Raw genomic sequence first — 20,469 nt, 5'->3', positions numbered from 1 at the left:
GGATCCGGGTTTGGGCATGGCGTAAGGAGTATGAGATTTTGACAGACTTTATCGGAATGATGGGCCTGATCGGCGGCTTGGTACTGCTGATTGTACTAACTATGCGGGGCATGAATTTATTCATCAGCGCACCATTATGCGCCGCACTTGTGGCACTTACCAATGGTTTACCACTGCTGGCCAGCAGCGACGATCTGGTGAGTTTCTACATGTCGGGCTTTACCAGTTTTATTGCTGCCTGGTTTTTTATGTTTTTGCTGGGCTCCCTGTTTGGTAAGTTTATGGAAGATACCGGTCTTGCCGACAGTGTCGCCCATTGGATTGTAGGCAAGCTTGGCATGCAACACGCAGTATTTGCGGTAATCGCCGCTTGCGCCATCTTAACCTACGGCGGGGTTAACTTATTTGTAGTGGCTTTTTCGGTTTATCCGATGGCGCTCAGTCTGTTTAAAGATGCCAACTTGCCACGTCGCTTTATTCCTGCGGTACTGGCCTTTGGTTCGGTGACCTTTACCATGACATCAGCGGGCTCACCAGAAATTCAAAACTGGATCCCCATTAAATACCTCGGTACTACCCCTTATGCCGGCTGGCAGGTGAGTTTGGTAGTGGCGATTTTTATGGCCACCTTTGGCTACTGGTGGCTGAAAAAGATGATTGGCAAAGCCGTTGCCAACGGTGAATGCTTCGAAAGTCGCGAGGATGATCCGGGCCTTAGCAGCCCACAAGACAAAGACACCTTGCCCCATCCCGCCTTAGGTTTTATTCCCCTTTTGGTAGTGTTGTTGCTGTCTTTCTTTTTACACGATGCCTTTGGTCACAAAGCCCTGATTCTGGCGTTAGGCGGCGGCGTTTTGAGTATCCTGGTCCTATGCTTCAAATATTTCAGAAGCCTCAACAATGCCATTAACGAAGGCACTACTGGCTGCTTGATTGCCATCGGGAACACCGCTGCTGTTGTGGGTTTTGGCGCAGTGGTAAAAAACACCGAAGCCTTTCAGGTAGCTGTAGATGTGATGACCCAAATTCCCGGCAATGAGTTGATTGGCGCAGCAGTAGCGGTATCAGTAATTGCAGGCTTAACTGGTTCTGCATCCGGTGGTCAGGCAATCGCTTTACCTTTGCTGGCTCCCCACTACATTGACCAAGGCGTTGATCCGGAAGAATTGCACCGAGTGGTCGCCATCAGTTCAGGAGCACTGGATACACTGCCCCACAATGGCTATGTAGTCACCACGATTCGTGCTATTTGTAAAGAAACCCACGCCAGTGCCTACTGGTCCATGTTTGCCATGACAGGTATTGTACCCCTCATAGGCCTGGCCCTGGCTGTCACCTTGTTTATCCTGTTTTGATTATGAGATGTGTATTATGAATCAGCTATCCTTTATCAAAAAAATCAGTGTGTTGATTCTCTGTCAATTGCTGTTCTGTCAATTAGCTCAGGCCAGTTTTTTAGTGGAAAAACAAACCCTGGAGCTTGAAAGTTTTAACACAACCAATGGTAAAACCATTCCTCAGGTTACACTTGGCTGGGAGTCTTACGGTGAACTCAATGCCGATAAATCTAACGCGATTCTGATCACTCATTATTTTACCGGCAACTCCCACGCCGCCGGTAAATACACCGAAGATGACGTTAATCCCGGCTATTGGGATGCCATTATTGGTCCGGGCAAAGCCATCGACACCAACCGGTATTTTGTGCTCAGTATGGATACCTTGGCCAATGTCAGTGCCTATAGCGAACAGGTTGTCACCACCGGGCCTGCCAGCATTAATCCGGCAACAGGTAAACCCTGGGGACTGGATTTCCCGGTGGTAACCATTCGCGATTTTGTGAATACCCAAAAAGCTTTGCTGGACAGCTTAGGGATCACAAAACTGCATGCTGTGATTGGCCCTTCGATGGGCTCGATGCAGGCGATTGAATGGGCAGTGGCTTATCCCGATATGGTAGAGCGCATGGTTTCTGTGATTGGCGTTGCACAGTCAGATGCCTGGCTGGTAACGGGATTACAAAAATGGGCCAATCCCATACTTAGCGACCCGAACTGGCAGAATGGCGATTATTATTCCAGCTCAGCCCCGCTGGAGGGCTTAACCCAATCACTGGCCATCATCACCCAGGAAGCCATGCATCCGCGCATTTTTAATCAGCTTAATCCTGAACATTCAGCACTGGAACAACCACCGGCACTGGACATCCGCAACAATTTCAAAGTGGTAGATTGGCTCTACCAGGCGGCAAGCAAGCGCGCCACCAGTATGGATGCCAACCACATACTGTATCTGGTTCGGGCCTGTCAGTTATTTATGGCTGGCCACGATGGTAACCTCGAAAAAGCCTTAAACAAGGTTCAGGCAAAGTCGCTTTTTTTGCCAGCCAGGGGCGATTTATTATTGTTCCCTGATATGGCAAAGCAAGCCCACAAGATGCTACAGAGTGCTGGTAAAAGCTCACAATACACCGAGATAACTGGCGACTGGGGTCACCTGGATGGCATCTATAACGTGCAGCAACAGGCCGACACCCTGAAACAATTTCTGGAGCAAAAAGTATGAAACCCTCTCTCCCTTCCTTACAGGCAGCGTTTTTGAGCACAGTATTGTTAACGGGCACCAGCCTCGTCTGTGCAGAACAAAGCCCTGCAGCCTTAAACCTCGGTGAGCAGATAACCGTGTCAGGGATATCTTCTGGCGGATACATGGCCAACCAGTATCACATTGCCCACTCAGATACGGTAGCAGGTGCCGGTATTATCGCAGCCGGGCCTTATTATTGCTCCGAAGGCAATTTGATGGTAGCCATGAAACAATGCCTTGCAGACGGCAGCCCTTTATCAGAAAAAGAACTTATTGCCCCTATGCAACAACTTGCGTCGCAAGCATCCATCGCTTCCCTCGCTAATCTGCAACAAGATCGGGTCTGGTTGTTGCACGGCACGTTGGACAAGCGAGTTGGGGCCGATGTCAGCAGTGCTCTTGCTCTGCAATACGGTGAAGTCACCAGTAACAAAAACATTCGCTTCATCAATGACAAACCTTTTAATCACGGTCTGCCCACGGCCGATTTTGGCCTGGATTGCAGCGTCAGTGCCACACCTTTTATTAATAATTGTGACTTTGATGCAGCCACAGAGCTATTACACTGGCTCTATCCACAAAAGAAACAAGCAAACCCTAATAACAAGCCGCAAAATACCAACAAAGGTACCCTCTACACTCTATCGCAACCGAGCCAAATAAACGGCAGAGCCACCGGACTGGACGACAGCGCATCATTATATGTTCCCAAACAGTGTGAATCTGGTGCTTCCTGCGATTTACATATCAGCTTCCACGGCTGTCAGCAAAACGCTGCCACCATTGGCAATAAATATGTGCAAAACAGTGGATTTAATGCCGTAGCAGACCAGCTCGATCTGGTGGTGCTGTACCCGCAAATTGCCTCCAACAATCCCCTTAACCCGCTTGCTTGCTGGGATTGGTGGGGCTATACCGGAGACGATTTCGCACAGCGTAGTGGTCCACAAATGAGTGCGATTGCCACTATGGTAGAGACACTCAAACAATCACCCAAAGACGCCCTTAGCGTCGCTGCAGGAGGTAAGTAATGCAACACAGTGTGCTCATTACAGGTGCCGCCAGTGGTATCGGTTTGGGTATCGCCAAACATCTGGGTGCCAGCCATAAGTTGATTTTGACCGATATGAACGAGGATGCACTGCAACAAGCGCAGCAAACACTGGCAGAGCTGAACATCCATTGTCAAACTCATGTGTTGAACGTCACCTCACAAACGGATATTGATAATCTTGTGGCGTCACTAGAGCAACCCGTTGATACCCTGATCAACAATGCCGGAATTCAGCATGTCAGCCCGCTGGAAGACTTTCCCATGGACCGCTGGCAGCTTATCGTTGATATCTTGCTGACCGGCCCGGCTCGTCTGACTCGTGCACTATTGCCTGGTATGCGTAACCTGGCATTTGGCCGAATTATTAATATCGGCTCTATTCACGGTTTAATTGCATCGCCCTATAAATCCGCCTATGTAGCGGCAAAACACGGCCTGGCGGGTTTTTCTAAAGTACTGGCGCTGGAAACTGCTGATACCGATATCACCATCAACACCATCTGTCCTGCTTATGTCAAAACACCCTTAGTGGAAAAGCAAATAACCGATCAGGCCAAGGCTCATGGCATTAGCGAAGAAGAAGTGATCAACAATATTATGCTTGAGCCGATGCCTAAAAAAGCCTTTATCAATGTAAGCGAAATTGCCCATACAGTGCAGTTTTTAATGGCCAAGGAAGCTTGCAATATGACTGGCCAATCATTAGTTCTGGATGGCGGCTGGACCGTACGCTGATGTGTTTCAAAAGTGGCTCTTTGATCCCCTTTACGCGCAATAAACGAAGATATCAGAAAAAACAACTTTGATGAGCAACAGGGATGTTGCCCAAGCCAATGCCAGCACAAGGATGTGCTGTCATTGGTGTTCAATGTTGTTCTGATAGCTAAGTTTATGTCTTTGCGCGTCAGGGGCTGCGGGGGATTCTCAAGGGGGGCGCAGCCGCTCCCCTTGAGGCGCCGTCGGCGCCCCGACAAAAAATCTAAAGATTATCTACAGCCTATTTCCCGTCACGTTTTTAGTATAAAACCTTACATTAAAAATAGTGCTCTATTAGCACTGGGCCGATCAAATCAACGAAGTTATAGAAAAAACTTTATCAAAACTCAGCTAAACTTTTTGCCATCTCTCACGCTATAATTGTGCTCTTTATCCTTAACGCAATACATTATGGAATCCGTACCTCGACTGTTACCTGAATGGGTTTCCCAGGAAGCGATTTTGCTGAGCTGGCCAGATGCCAAAACTGATTGGGCAGACTGGCTGGAAGAAGTGCAAGAGACTTACATCTCCCTCATTAACAAAATAAATACCTATTCTTGTCCGGTGATCCTGCTGGCCCGCCCTGATCAAATTGCTCAGTTACAGGAGCGCTTGCATCCTAGCGCTAAAGTGCTGCTGGTACCGGCTGACTACAACGATACCTGGATACGCGATTACGGGTTTTTAACCTGCGATCTGGGTGGTCACCGCTATCCTGTCAGCTACACCTTTAATGGTTGGGGTAACAAGTTTGACGCCAGCAAAGACAACCGCGTGAATTGTGCCTATCTGGCGGATATGTGCCGTAAACAAATCACTGAATATGGCCTGGTGCTGGAAGGTGGGGCCTTGGAAATCAATGCCGACGGAATACTGTTATCTACCGCACTGTGTTTAAGTAACCCCGAGCGCAATGGCGAGATACGTCTCAGCGACTACGAAAAACAATTTGCCGAGCAACTAGGCGCCCGCAAAACACTGATCCTGCAAAATGGTCATCTTGAAGGTGATGATACCGATGGTCATATCGATACCCTGGTGCGCTTTACCCACAAAAATAACCTGGTGATACAGTCGGCCTTTAACCGCCCAGAAGATAGCCACTTTGCCGGTTTAGCGGCACTGGTGGAAGAGTGTCGAACTGCCCTGCCGGAATGTGAAATATTTGAACTACCGCTACCGGAAATATTTAATGAAGATGGAGACAGATTACCCGCGTCGTATGCTAACTACTTGTTGAGCAATAAGCATGTGTTTGCCCCCATCTACGGTGAGCCAGAAGATAGACTGGCGATTCAAACACTGGAAAAAGCCTACCCGGACTATAAGGTTGTACCGATTGACTGTCGAGCGCTGATACAACAATACGGAAGCTTGCACTGTATAAGTATGCAAGTACCTACAAACACCTTAAAGCCTGAAATTATTGAACAATTACATCTTGGAGTGTCGGTTTATGAGTGAACGTATGCTTACAGTAGGTCTGGTACAGCAAGCTATTGCTGACAACGATAAAAACAAAAACTGGCAAGTCAGTAAACTACAGATTGAGCGACTCGCCAAAAAAGGTTGTCAGTTGGTGATGTTACAGGAGCTACACAGCACCCTGTATTTTTGCCAGGAAGAAAATACAGATTATTTCGATCTGGCTGAGACCATTCCCGGCCCAGCCACCGATTATTTTGCTCAAATAGCCGCAGAGCTAGACATCGTACTAGTGACATCTTTATTTGAAAAACGTGCAGCAGGTCTTTATCACAATACGGCTGTAGTATTTGATGGCAAGCAGGGGATGGTGGGTAAGTACCGCAAAATGCACATACCCGATGATCCGGGCTTTTACGAAAAGTTTTATTTTACGCCTGGCGATCTGGGTTTTACCCCTATTGATACATCTGTAGGCCGCTTAGGGGTGCTGGTGTGCTGGGATCAATGGTATCCGGAAGCGGCACGCTTAATGGCTATGGCAGGAGCAGAAATTCTCTTATACCCCACCGCTATTGGTTGGGATAAAACCGATACACCAGAAGAACAACAGCGCCAGTTTGGTGCCTGGCAAACTATTCAAAGAGGGCACGCGGTTGCCAACTCACTCCCGGTAATGGTAGCTAATCGTACCGGATTTGAACAATCGCCGATTGAGGGTGATCCAGGTATTCAGTTCTGGGGACAAAGCTTTATTGCCGGTCCTCAAGGAGAGATTTTAGCCAGCGCTCCTGCCGATAAAGAAGAAAATCTGGTGGTAACCTTTGATATGAAACGCTGCGAGTCAGTACGTCGCATCTGGCCTTACTTCCGAGATCGTCGCATTGATGATTATCAGGATCTCACCAAACGCTGGAGAAGCTAAACCAGTCCGAATAACGGCTCGGGAGCTACCAGGCTCCCAATTTTGCCATTGTTTCCATAGCCAGATAATGCTTTAACACTTGCAACACCTCTTCTTGCTGCCATAGTTTAAAACCTCGCCTTTCCAACGTCTCAAAGTGTTGCGTTTCCGGTAAACCAAAATAATGCTGTTTTGATACATCTTGCGCTCCACTAGCAAGCGACTGTCCCTGAGCAAGCTTTGCAATCGCATTCATTATCATTTTGGTGCCTGCCGGGTACAGCTTTAAAACATGACCAAACAGGGACCGGGATTTGTCAACATCAATACTGGCCATTTCAATGATATTGCCAGTATCTATCTCCTTCGAGTCAATAAAATGCAGTGTACAGCCCACCTGCGATTCTCCCGCGATCAATGCGTGTAAGGTGGTTAAAATGCCTTGATATTGGGGCAACAAGCCGGAGTGTAGATTCAATACCCCAAGCTTGGGGATAGCGATAATCGGCGCTTTGATAATCTTGCCAAAGCGAATAGAAAGCACTAAATCAGGCTGTGAGGATTTAAACACATCAAGTCCTACAGGACTATTTATATTCTCCAGCACCCGGCAACCATTGCCACTCAGCGCACCTAATTCATTAAAGGAAAGATATCGGTGCTGATGCTTTTGCTGCTCCACTAGTGGCGTTATAACTTGATTAAATACTCCTTGTTCAATGAATTTAAGCTGTTGTAGCGCCTGTGGTATTCGCCAATCAGGTTTTGCCAGCCCCACAGATTCAGAAAGAAATAGCGTGATTTGATGCTGTTTAAACAATGGCCGCATCAGGTTAAGGGCAATGTTGGCGTGCAAATCGCGGTTTGCCAGAATGGTGATATTCATCTGTGCCTCTTAAAAAAGTATTCGATTAACCATAGCGCAAAACATTCTGTAACCATAATCTACAACATTGGTTAATAATTTATACGCAAATTGCGTTCACTTCCAATTCCCATTAGGGTCATTCCAGGCTATGGTTTTGCCTCAAAATAACAACATTCAAAGGTTAGCCATGCTCAAACGACTTTGCACCTGTTTTGGCCTGCTGTTATTGATGGGTACAACCCTCAATGCTCACGCCACCATGTCTCCCGAAGACGTGACCAAATTCACTCTTAAAAACGGAATGACCATCATGGTGATGGAAGATCATTCCATCCCCAATGCCAATATGTACATCTTCTGGAAGGTAGGTAGCCGCAACGAATATCCTGGCACAACCGGCATCGCCCACTTTTTTGAGCATATGATGTTTAACGGCGCGAAAAAATACGGTCCTAAAATGTTCGACCAAACCATGGAAGCCAATGGTGGCGCCAACAATGCTTACACCAGCGAAAACCTGACGGTTTACACAAACTGGTACCCTGCAGATGCCATCGAAGTGATGTTTGATTTGGAAGCCGACCGCATCCAACACCTGGCACTGGATCCGGACATAGTAGAAAGTGAACGCGGCGTGGTAACTTCTGAGCGTTCCACGGGCCTGGAAAACAGCAACTTCCGGACTATTTGGGAAGAAGTTAAGAACGCCGCATTTCGCGCCCACCCCTACAGTTGGCCAGTGATTGGTCATGCTTCAGATATTGAAAACTGGAGCATGGAAGATTTGAAGTCCTTTCACAAAACCTTTTATGCCCCTAATAATGCCGTCACGGTTTTTGTAGGAGCCGTGGATACTGAAGAAGTTAAGCGTCTGGCGGAAAAGTACTTCGAGCCGATTCCAGCTCAAGAGCCGCCGCGTAAGATCCATACGGTAGAGCCCGAGCAAAAAGGCGAGCGCCGGGTTTATGTGCAAAAACCTTCGGTGACCAGTGCCAATATCATGATGGGTTTTCACATGCCGCCTAACCCCCATGAAGACTATTATCCGCTATTATTGCTCAGCGATATTCTATCCTCAGGCAATAGCTCGCGTTTAATGCGCTCATTGGTGTTCGAACAGCAAGTAGCGGACAGTGTTTCGACATTCGCTTTTGATAGCTTCGACCCGAACTTGTTTTACGTTTATGGCGTGGCCAGTCAATCTGCTGATGCAACAACGCTGGAAAAGGCCATCATCGCAGAGCTCAACAAGGTAGCCAAAGAAGGCGTTACTGACAAAGAATTGCAAAAGGTGAAAAACCAGCGTCTTGTGGATTTCTACCGCAACGTGGGCACCATCAATAACCGTGCCGATATGTTAGGTCGCTACGAACTATTCCACGGCGATTACAAAAAAATGTTCAGCGCTCCGGAAGACTTCGAAAAAGTCACTAAAGAAGATATTCAGCGGGTTGCCAAAACCTACCTGATTAAGAAAAACCGCACAGTGGGTGTTTTAGATTCCAAGGAGGACAGCCATGAAAACGATCTATAAAACTTTACTTTCAGGATTCATCCTCTGTTTTTTCGGGCAAGCGTTTGCAGCTTACACCCTGCCTGAATATCAAAAAACAACACTAGATAACGGCCTGACAGTGTATTTAATGGAACAAAAAGAAGTGCCATTAATCGACGCCACTGTGGTATTCAATGCAGGCGCCACCCGAGATGGCGAACTGGCAGGTTTGGCCACCATGACCACCGAGAATATGTTGTTCGGTGCCCGCAAACTCAATAAAAACGCTTTCGAAGAAGCGCTGGAATTTGTCGGTGCAGAGTTTGATACGGATGTATCACTGGACGACAGCCGTATTTCAGCGTCGTTTGCCAAAAAAGACCAACAACAAATCCTCGGATTATTAGCTGATGTAGTTAAAGCCCCCTCATTTGACGCCACCGAATTTGATAAATATAAAACCCGTTACCTGGGTGCGTTAAAACGTCAAAAAGAAAGCCCGCGCAATGTCATTGCCTCTTACAATAATCAGTTGATTTACGGCGAGCACCCCTACAGTAACCCTGTTGGTGGCGATGCAGTGTCCACTGAAAAAGCCACACTGGACGATTTAAAATCCTTTTATCAAGGTTGGTTCCGGCCGGAAAACGCAGCGTTGGTGATTGTGGGAGACTTCGACGCTAAAGCCATGTTAGCCAATATTGATGGCTTGTTTGCTGACTGGAAAGGCGCCGGCAAAGCCGCAAAGAAAACCGCATTTCCGGTGGTGGAAGGTTTTGACAAGGATCGCGTACTGCTGGTAAATAAAGACGACGCCCGAGAAACCACCTTTTATATCGGTGGTTTGGGGATCCCGCGCAGTAATGTGGATTTTGTGGCATTGAGTGTGATCAACACCGTTTTAGGCGGCCGCTTTACGTCCTGGTTAAACGATGAGCTTCGGGTTAATTCGGGTTTAACCTATGGTGCCAGAAGTCGCTTTAGTGCCATGAAGCATTCCGGTCACTTTTATATCTCCACCTTTACCGCCACGGAAAACACCGAAGCAGCGATAGATTTAGCCTTAAGCACCTACGCCAGATTGTGGGAAAAAGGTCTGGATGATGCCACCTTAAAATCGGCTAAAGCTTATGTAAAAGGCTTATTCCCGCCCCGCTATGAGACTTCAGGGCAGCTTTCAGGTTTACTAGGCGACATGTTTATCTACGGCTTTGATGAGAGTTTTATCAACAACTTCCAAAGCAATGTAGACAAACTCGATAGCGAATCAAGCAAAGCACTCATTGCTAAGTACTTTCCGCAAGACAATCTGCAATTTACCATCATAGGTAAAAGCTCAGAGATCAAAGATATTGTTAAAAAATACGGCGATGTTACTGAAGTGGATATTACCGCTCCGGGGTTTTCTTTTTAATCCAAGAGCGTTGCTTTTTGACAGATTCAAGCCCGGTTCGCCGGGCTTTTTTACGCCCCCGGTGATTTAAATTTGTACCCTCTGGCAATAACCGGGATAATCCCCGCCAAATCTGTTTTGTCCATTCAAAGGTGTTTCGTGTCCAATCAATTTAGTCAACTCCCACTTACTCCCGCTCTGCTTGAAGCATTGGATAATCAGCAATTTAAAACGATGACGGAAATCCAGCAAAAGGCGCTGCCTGATATTCTGTCGGAGAAAGACGTACTCGGACAGGCAAAAACCGGCAGTGGTAAAACCCTCACCTTCGCTCTGGGCTTGCTACAGAAAACCGATACCAGCAGCTTTGGCGTGCAAAGTTTGGTATTGTGCCCTACCCGCGAATTGGCTGAACAGGTAGCTGAAGAAATCCGCAAGTTAGGCAAACGCATGCCCAACCTGAAAGTACTCACTTTATATGGCGGCACCGCAATCGGCCCGCAAATACAGTCTCTGCAACACAGTGCCCATGTGATTGTTGGCACTCCCGGACGCATCATGGATCTTATCGATAAAGGCCACCTAAACCTGTGGCACGTGAAAACCCTGGTACTGGATGAAGCCGACCGCATGCTGGATATGGGCTTTGAAGAAGAAATGACCACCGTTATCCGGGAAGTACCTCAAGAACGCCAAACCTTATTATTTTCCGCTACCTTCCCCGAGAGTATTAAACGCATTAGTCAGGACATTCAGCGCTCTCCCGTTGAGGTCACGGTGACCACCACTCACGACAACAAGAAGATTGAACAGACTTTCTTCGAAGTACAAAAAGAGCATAAAACCAAAGCCACCGCGGCGGTACTATCCGAATACCAGCCGGAGTCTTGCATTATCTTCTGCAATACCAAAGTGGCTTGTCAGGAGCTGGCAGATGATTTGCGGGAAATGGGATTTAGCGCCATCGCACTGCACGGCGACCTGGAGCAAAAAGAGCGCAATCAGGTAATCGCCCGCTTTAGCAACCAAAGTGAATTGATCATGGTAGCCACCGATGTTGCCTCGCGCGGCCTGGATATTGATGGTGTGAGCCTGGTTATCAACTATCAGGTAGCCATGGAATCCGAGGCCCATATCCATCGCATTGGTCGCACTGGCCGCGCCGATAGTGAGGGAGTAGCGGTGACACTGGCAGCGCCAGAAGAAATTCACTTTGTGCGCGCCATTGAAGAGTTACAGCAACAAAAAGCCAAGTGGAAAGGTATTCAGGCCCTGCGTTTTCATGCCAACCGCATCATTGAGCCGAAATATCAGACAGTGGCCATCGACGCTGGCAAAAAGAACAAACTGCGCCCCGGCGATATCTTAGGAGCACTAACTCAGGACGCAGATATTCCCGGTGATGACATAGGTAAAATCAAGATCACCGCCACCCACTCCTTTGTGGCGGTAAAAGTACGTAGTGTAAAACGCACCCTGAACTATTTTAAAGAGGGAAAAATTAAAGGGCGTCGCTGTAAAGCCAGAAGACTGGCCTGATAAACAATGTGCCTGACCGGGTCACTTACTCAAGTGACCCGGTCTCATCACGGGCCAGGTGACCATATTTCAGATTCATAATCATACTTTGGCTGCGCTTGCTGATCATACGCATTAATGCCAGCGCTTTATTGGAATCCTCCACGAAGCGCTTCAAGAAGATTTCTTTAGTCATGACCATCATTTGCAATTCACTTTTGGCCACCACATCGGCACTACGACATTCTCCCGTTATAAGCGCCAGTTCACCAAACATTTCTCCCGGTTCAAGGGTTGCCAGTACTGAGTTTTTACCAGGTAACCTCACCTCAGCACTACCATCGATAATAATAAACGCTTCAGTTCCATCATCTCCGGCTTTAACGATAGTTTCGCCCGCCTTACAGAACCACCTTTGATAATCCATGATGAAATCATGCAATTTATTCTGGCGGATAAACTCCACAAAAAAGTCTTTAATATCAGCCATATCCATCAGCAAAGGTAAAACCTGGTAATCAAGGTGAGGATCGTGAAATTGCTCCCCCACCTTTTTGAAACCAATACGCCTGAGTAAGGGGGCAATAGTGGGGTTAATGGGGGCAACAACGTGAGTAATATTATTGGACATAGCGTAATAAGCAGCCATCAATATGAGTCCCATCGCAATTTTTTCACCACGATAGTCCTTATGAACGCAAAACATGCCTGAATGCATGAGTCTCGCGTTTTTGGGGACGAACGGACGAAAGTCGAAATAATCATCTGCAGGTAATCCACAGGTATCGTCCAGCGAAAAGCGAAATGCCCCCACTGTTTGCCCGTTGTGCTCGGCGAGCATTTGCACCGAAGAAGGGAACGCATCGAACCTGTCGTATAGTCGTTTTTCACTGTTGCCCTGTAATATCTTTTCCTGTTCCACAAAAACTAAATGTCGCAATCGGAAAACGCTGTCAAGCTCTTCCGTACTGTGTGCCAGTCGCATACATATCGGCATAACTAAGCCTCCCGTGTTGAGCAAGAGATAGCACAGGCTCCATACTCTCCCTTGTGTAAGCGCGCTGCACAATCGGGGACAAATTGCCGCCGAAAAGCTTCGCTGTTGGCGGTTTCCTGCAATTTAAAATCTGATTGCTCAATAAAGGCTTTTAAATGATTTTCATCACACAACCAATTCAACGGCTCACCTTTGAGTTTCAGGTATAACTTCAATAATGGTCCGTAAGATTCCGGGTGATTGCTGGGCGGCTCTACTGCGGTAAACACCAGATGTCTGGGGCTACTATCAAGCAAATCCAGCAAAGATTGTAGCAAACTGTAAATTTGCTCCGGTGTCAGATACATGAGCACCCCTTCGACAATACACACGGTGGTTTGTTGCGGGACGAAGGCACTAAATTGCTCAAGTTCTTGCTGTAAAGTTTGGTGAGTAAAATCTACTGGCAAAAAATGCAGATTACTCAGCGCCATTTGACCGGAAGTTAACGCCTTCTCTTTTACCTGATGCGTTGCGGGATGATCGATTTCAATACAATTGAGCTTATCGTTTTCTTCTGCAAGACGATACAACAAAGTATCAAATCCCGCCCCTAAGTTAATAATTTGAGTAGCGCCAGCGTCAATTGCTTCCCGAACCTTCTTTTCGATATATGCTTTACGCAATGCGTAATGAAGACCAATAGAGGGTAAAATTAAACGCTCCATTAGCGGCAAAAGTATTTTACCGACAGTAGAATGGATTTGTTTAAGTCTTTTACGCCCCTGCTCAGAGCTTTGCAGAATGTGAGTCCCCAGCTCACGGTTTCGGGCCGATACCAGGTGACTAAACTCAGGTTTTTGCGCTACAAAAAGCAAACCCTGCAAAACGGTATAGGCGGTAGAACTCGCTTCATTGTCTTTCACTATATTTTCCTTCTTCTGCGTTTCCCGGACTTAACCACTTGTGACAACACACCACCGCGACGTGTAATTATGGTTATTCTATTTCCTTAATTGAAAGTTAGAGCCCAAAAGCCAAAAAGTCTATGGTGTTGTGCACATAAACTTAACGTCACAATCCGTACCCACGGGCGAAGTACTTGAAACCTAAAAAATTGAAGTAAGTACTAACCTTTTATACAAAATCTATCCTCCAATGCTTTCGAAGTGAATACGTATGCACAACATTGCCTTGTCAGCTTGGCGGTAGCTATAGTTATAGGCTAAATTTTGGTCCATCTGAGCTGGGGATATTGGCTATGGCTAACCGACTACGTGTGCTTTTTACTTGCGTCCTTTTGATTTTACTCGTCGCCTGTAGCGCAACCTCTGAAGCACCGAACCCCTATCAACCTCAGCCTTACGTAAAAATTACCCCTCCAGACTGGTCCAAAAACGCCGTGTTATATCAAATCAACACTCGGCAATTTACCCCCGAAGGCACCTTTGCTGCCGCGCAAAAACAATTGCCTCGGCTGAAAGAACTAGGGGTGAACGTACTTTGGCTAATGCCTATCCACCCCATCGGTGAGGAAAATCGCAAAGGCACGCTGGGCAGCCCTTATTCCGTAAAGGACTACCTGAAGGTGAACCCGGAATTTGGCACCCTGGAAGATTTAAAGGCCTTTGTAGCCGCCGCCCATGACATGGATATGTATGTGATTCTGGACTGGGTGGCCAACCACACAGCCTGGGATAACTGGATGCGTTTTGAGCATCCTGAATGGTATGACCGGGACTACAAAGGCGACTTTCGTCCCACACCGTGGTGGGATTGGTCAGATATCATTGATTTAGACTTTAGCCAACCTGCTTTGCGCAAATACATGACAGAAGCCATGAAATTCTGGGTAGCCGAAGTAGGTATCGATGGCTATCGGTGTGATGTGGCGGGTTTCGTCCCGGTAGATTTCTGGAACAACGTGCGCAAAGAACTGGATGCCATTAAGCCTGTATTGATGCTGGCAGAATGGGAGTCTCGTGATTTACACGCAGAAGCCTTTGATATGACCTACGCCTGGTCCTGGTCTAAAACCATGCATGAGATTGTTAACGGCCACGCTGATGTAGGCGGTTTGTTTGTTTATTATTCATGGAACGAAAGCGCCTTTCCCGCAGAGGCTTACCGCATGGTGCATGTGGCTAATCACGATACCAATGCCTGGGAAGGCACCATGTTTGAGAATTATGGTGAAGCTTTGGATGCAGTGATTGCCCTATCCGTTGTGGGGGAAGGTTTCCCCATGATGTACAACGGCCAGGAAGCCGGAAACGCCAAGCGTTTAGCTTTCTTTGAAAAAGATCCTATTGTCTGGAAACCCCATCCCATAGGTGAACTTTACAAAACGCTGTTCGCATTAAAACGAAACAACAAAGCGCTGTGGAATGGTCAGTATGGTGGCCGCATGGTGCATATACCCAATACTGCAGCGAAACAGGTACTGAGTTTTGTAAGAGAAAAAGACGGCGACAAGGTTTTCGCAATATTCAACTTCTCGGACAGCGCCCAAACTGTGTCTTTCGAAGAAACCCTGTATCACGGTGAGTACAAAGATGTGTTTTCAGAGGCACAGTTAAATTTCAATGAAAACAGCGAAATGACCTTACCGCCTTGGGGATTTAAAATTTTGCAGAACTAATCTGCGTATTTGCGCGTATACTTAACTTTTGCGCAAAACGTGGAAGGTTTTATGAAACAGAAAGTCCTGCTTCTTGCAGTTTTGACAGGTCTTTTCTCCGGGCAAGCGATGGCCCAAAATTGTCAGCGTCTGGTGGCATTGCAAAACAGTGCGGTGGAACAGGCTAATAACATGTTCAACGGCCCCGATAATCGCTTTGCCATTGTGGTGTGTAACGATGCTACGGAAGTGGTTTATGGGCAGTTTTACGCGCAAATGCAATTTCAACGCACCCGCTCCTTTAGTGTACCTACCGCCGGGTTGTCTCCCGTCAACGCAGCCATACAGCCTGATAATCGCGCCAGAACCACCGGCATGATTGCCGCCGAAGATGAAAACAACGATATCTTCAGCATTAAATTGCGCACCCGTTTTACCAGCGGTGAAGCCGTCGATTATTCTTCTGAGCAAAAACTCCCCCCAGGTAAAAGTGCCGTATTTCAAGACCAGGGCTTTACCGTAGGAATCGTGCGCTTAGGAAAAGGCACACGACGGTAAATTATAGCGCCTTCAGCGCTCCGGTGTGTTTGAGCGCTTTGATATTGCTTTGAGCTGTCAGCCCCAATCGACTCACTTGCGCAAACAACAACTCCAGGGTCGCGGCGGCGTCATCTAATGCATTGTGAGCATGAGCATTGGGTAGACCGTGGCGCAATCTTGCCCGGCTTAAATCCACCGGACTATGGGTGTCTCCTGATTTAGCCAGTAAGTAGCGCTCCAGCAACAAAGTATCCACAATCACCGGCTTCGGAGATAACATTTGTTGTTCCATATAGCTTTTATGCAGCATTTGCCAATCCAAAGCACAACAGTGCATTACCCAGATGTGACTTTTTGCATAATTAGCTAACACTTCCAATGGCGCTTGTAGCGGGACTCCTTCGGCAATTTCTGATGCCGTTATCCCATGAATAATTGGACTTTGTTTGAGTTGCTGCGCGCCCTGAATATGGGTGTGAAACGCTGAAGACAGCGCCATGCTACTACCAACACCTTCAATCCATCCAACAGACACAATTTTATCCTCTTTCGGGTTCAATCCTGTGAGTTCCAGATCGACTGCCAATAACGGCAACTGAGACCATCCCAGGTTAAGCAATGTGTTGTGGGATTGTTCTGGCTTCAGATACTTTTTCAGGAAGCGCCACGGCAAAACACTACCCTCCCAAGCCACTACTGAATTTCACTAGTAGCGCAGACTGAGTACGTTTAATGCTTTGCAGGGCTTTTTTCAACTGATATTTCTCCAGCGGGGACAGCACTGTGACATCCACCAGGTTGTCAGGATGAGTCTGATTTAGCTGGCTGGTGAGGCGCAACTCATTGAGAAAGAACCAGATACTTTTCAGGTTGGCACAATCTTTTGCTGCTAACATACCCGATTCCGATAACGCGGCTAAGCGGTCCGGTGTGCTGGCATATTTAATCCCTTGCGCCAGGCTGTACAAGCGCACAATGCTATTTACTACCGCTACCGCCTTAACTTTAAGATTAATCTTTTTCCCTTCAATATGCTCTTCATAAACAAATCGCTGAAACAGGTTAAGCGGTAAGTCGTTGCTATTAACTTCTCGTGCTAATGCCGCTAAAAACAAAGGCTGTTTGAACAGCTCAGCACGCCGGCTCTGTAATTGCGAGAACAGCTCCTCATTGCCCTCCACCAGGCGCACATCTAAAAAGATATTGAAGTGTAAAAGCCGGTCATTATTGGGCTCAGTGACACACCGCCGGGCTTCTTCGATTGCTTCATCCAATGAACACCTGAGTTCCGGGTTACTGGCCATGATATTACCATTGCAGAGGGAAATACCGCATTTTGCTAAGCCATTGCAAACATACTCTCCCATCCCTTTAAACCAGACCGCCTGTTCTACATCTGGTGAGTCTGCTAACAACAGGCCATTGTCCTGATCGGAAGTCAAAAGTTGATCCTTGCGCGCCTGACTGCCATACACCAGCCAACAATAAGCCATGGGCGCCGGACCGTGGCTTCTGACATAAAACTGTATCAGGCGCCGAGTCATAACATCGGTGGCTCTCGCCAACCATTGACCAACAGTGGCAAAGCCTTGCTTACCTTGCATATTAAAACGAATGTAATGAGGGATTTGCCAGGCCTGTTGGATGAGTTCGTAAAGATTATCAGCGCGAGAAAGTGATTTGATAAGCCAGGCGATATTGGATTTTTGCTGATTGATAACATCAGACTTGGTCATAATACCCAAAGGCTTGTGCCGTCTGTCGACAATGGGCACATGACTAAAACCTTGCTCCGACATCAAACAAACGGCATCCAGCCAGTCCTGCTCAGGATAAGCCACCTCGGGGTTAACTGTCATAACCTGCTTTACAGGTAACTCTGCCGATAGGTTTTTAGCTAATACCCGACTGCGCAAATCTTTGTCAGTGAGAATACCCGATAACAGCTGTTGCTGGCACACCAGTACCGAGGACACTTGCTTGTGGGACATGATTTGAGCGCACTCTGCGATAGTCGTCTCTTCTGTGACGGTAATCAGATCACGCTGACACAACTCAAAAAGGTTAGCTTCCTGCCAGTTTAACTGTGAAAAGTGCAGCTCTTCCTTGCGCAGTGATTTGAGTAATTCGATGAAGAAGCTTTTGATTGCTTTTTTTTGTTCTGCCAATGTCTGCAAAATCTGAATATCCAGGCAAAACACCAACCCCGGGGTGTGTATTTTGGTGATTTGTTCAGTGTTAAATTGAGTCGCTTCTGTAGAAAGAAATTCTGGCTTGTGCAGAAAAACGTATTCAGATTCACTGATAAAGCGCCGCGAAGGCGCAGCGCCAGGATTGTCACTGGCCACCTCAAATTCACCACTTTGAATCAATAAAATACCATGTTGCAGTCGCTGCTGTGTATCCAACAGCGGCAATGAATCCTCATTCAGATAGACCAAATTGGCAGATTGGATCAGACTTGATAATTCCGTTTGAGACAAAGAATCCCACGGGGCAACTTGAGTAAAAAAATCAATTGTGTGTTTGGGTAAATCTGACATGCTCAGGTCTCTCGTGAAACGACAAAGCGGCTCGATACCCATGAGTACCGAACCGCTGACTTAGAATAATAATTAGTGAGCCTGTGCTTCACCTGCTCCTTTAGGATAGCGGATATCTTCCACCATTTGCTGCACATCAGCGGGCGCTTCCTCACCCAATTTGTACACGATAAAGGCCACGGTAAAGTTCACCACCATGCCAATGGTACCAATACCTTCGGGCGAAATCCCCAGGAACCAGTTATCCGGAGTGCTCGCGGCAGGGTTAACAAACTTAAAGTAAATGATGTAGGCCGCGGTAAACCCGATACCCGCTAACATACCTGCCACTGCGCCTTTGCTAGACATACGTTTGTGGAAGATACCCAAGATGATAGCCGGGAAGAAGGATGATGCCGCCAGACCAAAGGCAAAGGCCACCACTTGCGCCACAAAGCCAGGCGGATTAATACCCAGGTAACCCGCAATGGCAATTCCGATAGCTGCCGCCAGTCGGGCGTAAAACAGCTCTTGTTTATCCGTGATTTGCGGCATCAGGTTGCGTTTCAGCAAGTCGTGGGACACCGATGTGGAAATCACCAGTAACAAGCCTGCCGAGGTAGAGAGCGCCGCCGCGACACCACCCGCTGCCACCAATGCAATAACCCATACTGGTAAGTCAGCAATTTCAGGATTGGCCAGTACCATGATGTCGCGGTCCACCTTCATTTCGTTGCGCTCATCACCAGAATAGAACATCTTGCCGTCACCGTTTTTGTCTTCCCATTGGATCAGGCCGGTTTTTTCCCAATTCTTAATCCAGGAAGCGGCCTCAGTGTATTCGGTACCGGTTTGCTCCTTACCATTAATGGTTTCAATCATATTCACCCGAGCAAATGACGCAATGGCTGGTGCGGTAGTGTATACCAAAGCGATGAATACCAGCGCCCAACCCGCACTTTTGCGCGCATCTCGTACTTTCGGCACGGTAAAAAAGCGCACGATAACGTGAGGCAGACCTGCAGTGCCCACCATCAATGCCGCGGTAATACAAAATACGTCAATCATACTCTTAGTACCTGAGGTGTATTCGGTAAATCCGAGTTCGGTGGAGAGTCCATCCAGTTTTTGCAGCAAAGAAACCCCTGAGCCATCGGCCAGATCACCACCAAAGCCAAACTGAGGGATAACATGCCCCGTCATAATGATGGAGATGAAAATTGCAGGCACCAGGTAGGCAAAGATCATGACACAGTATTGTGCTACTTGCGTATAGGTTATGCCCTTCATACCACCGAGAACGGAGTAGAAGAAAACGATACCCATGCCTATTAATACGCCCATGGTGATATCCACTTCCAGGAAACGACTAAATACTACCCCAACACCGCGCATCTGCCCCGCCACATAGGTAAAACAGACGAAAATCGCGCAGACCACGGCCACCGTTCGGGCAGTTTGTGAATAATATCGGTCCCCGATAAAGTCCGGTACCGTGAACTTGCCAAACTTGCGCAGATAAGGTGCCAGACATAAGGCCAATAGCACGTAACCTCCAGTCCATCCAAGTAGATACACTGAACCGTCGTAGCCCATAAAGGAAATTAATCCCGCCATTGAAATAAACGATGCTGCAGACATCCAGTCTGCGGCAGTCGCCATACCGTTGGCCACTGGATTAATACCGCCACCGGCGACATAAAATTCTTTGGTAGAGCCGGCGCGAGCCCAGATTGCAATACCGATATACATCGCGAAGGTAATACCTACCACGATGAAGGTCATTGTTTGAATACCCATGCCCTTCTC

17 protein-coding genes are annotated in these 20,469 nt (G+C 47.4%); 11 read left to right on the top strand and 6 right to left on the bottom strand.

What is annotated here, in order from left to right:
* Nucleotides 1-56 precede the first annotated feature (56 nt).
* From AABA75_RS03430 to AABA75_RS03405, 6 genes are all read left to right on the top strand, one after another.
* The gene (locus AABA75_RS03430) at nt 57-1,355 is read left to right on the top strand and encodes a GntP family permease (protein ID WP_338294793.1); all 1,299 of its coding nucleotides are present in this window, start codon (nt 57-59) and stop codon (nt 1,353-1,355) included.
* A gap of 16 nt (nt 1,356-1,371) precedes the next feature.
* Nucleotides 1,372-2,565, top strand: coding sequence for an E22 family MetX-like putative esterase (locus AABA75_RS03425; protein WP_338291114.1), 1,194 nt, complete (start codon nt 1,372-1,374; stop codon nt 2,563-2,565).
* The gene (locus AABA75_RS03420) at nt 2,562-3,617 is read left to right on the top strand and encodes an extracellular catalytic domain type 2 short-chain-length polyhydroxyalkanoate depolymerase (protein ID WP_338291113.1); all 1,056 of its coding nucleotides are present in this window, start codon (nt 2,562-2,564) and stop codon (nt 3,615-3,617) included. The genes AABA75_RS03425 and AABA75_RS03420 overlap by 4 nt, the downstream gene beginning before the upstream one ends.
* Nucleotides 3,617-4,375 (top strand): 3-hydroxybutyrate dehydrogenase, encoded by a 759-nt coding sequence (locus AABA75_RS03415; protein WP_338291112.1) that lies wholly within the window; start codon nt 3,617-3,619, stop codon nt 4,373-4,375. Before AABA75_RS03420 ends, AABA75_RS03415 begins: the two co-directional genes overlap by 1 nt.
* A 432-nt stretch (nt 4,376-4,807) precedes the next feature.
* Nucleotides 4,808-5,863: an agmatine deiminase family protein gene (locus AABA75_RS03410; protein WP_338291111.1), complete on the top strand. Its 1,056-nt coding sequence runs from the start codon at nt 4,808-4,810 to the stop codon at nt 5,861-5,863.
* Nucleotides 5,856-6,749 (top strand): carbon-nitrogen hydrolase, encoded by an 894-nt coding sequence (locus tag AABA75_RS03405; RefSeq protein WP_338291110.1) that lies wholly within the window; start codon nt 5,856-5,858, stop codon nt 6,747-6,749. Before AABA75_RS03410 ends, AABA75_RS03405 begins: the two co-directional genes overlap by 8 nt.
* Nucleotides 6,750-6,774: 25 nt before the next feature.
* Here AABA75_RS03405 and AABA75_RS03400 read toward each other — a convergent pair whose 3' ends face one another.
* On the bottom strand, nt 6,775-7,614 hold the full coding sequence (locus AABA75_RS03400) for a formyltransferase family protein (RefSeq protein WP_338291109.1): 840 nt from the start codon (nt 7,612-7,614) through the stop codon (nt 6,775-6,777).
* A 169-nt stretch (nt 7,615-7,783) separates the two neighbouring features.
* On the opposite strand from AABA75_RS03400, the gene AABA75_RS03395 reads away from it, so the two are divergent.
* From AABA75_RS03395 to dbpA, 3 genes are all read left to right on the top strand, one after another.
* Complete coding sequence (locus AABA75_RS03395; RefSeq protein ID WP_338291107.1) at nt 7,784-9,130, top strand: pitrilysin family protein; 1,347 nt, start codon at nt 7,784-7,786, stop codon at nt 9,128-9,130.
* Nucleotides 9,114-10,505: a M16 family metallopeptidase gene (locus AABA75_RS03390; protein ID WP_338291106.1), complete on the top strand. Its 1,392-nt coding sequence runs from the start codon at nt 9,114-9,116 to the stop codon at nt 10,503-10,505. The genes AABA75_RS03395 and AABA75_RS03390 overlap by 17 nt, the downstream gene beginning before the upstream one ends.
* Nucleotides 10,506-10,643: 138 nt before the next feature.
* The gene (gene dbpA / locus AABA75_RS03385) at nt 10,644-12,023 is read left to right on the top strand and encodes an ATP-dependent RNA helicase DbpA (protein WP_338291105.1); all 1,380 of its coding nucleotides are present in this window, start codon (nt 10,644-10,646) and stop codon (nt 12,021-12,023) included.
* 25 nt (nt 12,024-12,048) lie between these two features.
* Here dbpA and AABA75_RS03380 read toward each other — a convergent pair whose 3' ends face one another.
* Both AABA75_RS03380 and AABA75_RS03375 read right to left on the bottom strand, forming a co-directional pair.
* Entirely contained in the window at nt 12,049-12,999 is a 951-nt protein-coding gene (locus AABA75_RS03380) for an N-acyl amino acid synthase FeeM domain-containing protein (protein WP_338291104.1), read from the bottom strand.
* Nucleotides 13,000-13,001: 2 nt separating this feature from the next.
* Nucleotides 13,002-13,904: a class I SAM-dependent methyltransferase gene (locus AABA75_RS03375; RefSeq protein ID WP_338291103.1), complete on the bottom strand. Its 903-nt coding sequence runs from the start codon at nt 13,902-13,904 to the stop codon at nt 13,002-13,004.
* Nucleotides 13,905-14,239: 335 nt separating this feature from the next.
* Between AABA75_RS03375 and AABA75_RS03370 the strand changes: the two genes are divergently transcribed.
* Together AABA75_RS03370 and AABA75_RS03365 are read left to right on the top strand one after the other, a co-directional pair.
* Nucleotides 14,240-15,619 (top strand): alpha-amylase family glycosyl hydrolase, encoded by a 1,380-nt coding sequence (locus tag AABA75_RS03370; RefSeq protein ID WP_338291102.1) that lies wholly within the window; start codon nt 14,240-14,242, stop codon nt 15,617-15,619.
* 51 nt (nt 15,620-15,670) lie between these two features.
* Nucleotides 15,671-16,156 (top strand): hypothetical protein, encoded by a 486-nt coding sequence (locus AABA75_RS03365; RefSeq protein WP_338291101.1) that lies wholly within the window; start codon nt 15,671-15,673, stop codon nt 16,154-16,156.
* Between the two features lies 1 nt (nt 16,157).
* On the opposite strand, the gene AABA75_RS03360 is transcribed toward AABA75_RS03365, so the two are convergent.
* The 3 genes from AABA75_RS03360 to AABA75_RS03350 all read right to left on the bottom strand — a co-directional run bounded on the left by AABA75_RS03360 (nt 16,158) and on the right by AABA75_RS03350 (nt 20,460).
* Nucleotides 16,158-16,832, bottom strand: coding sequence for a 3'-5' exonuclease (locus AABA75_RS03360; protein WP_338291100.1), 675 nt, complete (start codon nt 16,830-16,832; stop codon nt 16,158-16,160).
* On the bottom strand, nt 16,816-18,681 hold the full coding sequence (locus tag AABA75_RS03355) for a DUF294 nucleotidyltransferase-like domain-containing protein (RefSeq protein WP_338291099.1): 1,866 nt from the start codon (nt 18,679-18,681) through the stop codon (nt 16,816-16,818). Before AABA75_RS03355 ends, AABA75_RS03360 begins: the two co-directional genes overlap by 17 nt.
* A gap of 72 nt (nt 18,682-18,753) precedes the next feature.
* A complete protein-coding gene (locus AABA75_RS03350) occupies nt 18,754-20,460 on the bottom strand; it encodes a sodium:solute symporter family protein (protein ID WP_338291098.1) in 1,707 nt (568 codons plus the stop codon).
* Nucleotides 20,461-20,469: the final 9 nt, after the last annotated feature.

This window comes from Planctobacterium marinum, assembly GCF_036322805.1.
GTDB lineage: Bacteria > Pseudomonadota > Gammaproteobacteria > Enterobacterales > Alteromonadaceae > Planctobacterium > Planctobacterium marinum_A.
This window is presented reverse-complemented; position numbering and strand designations above follow the sequence as displayed.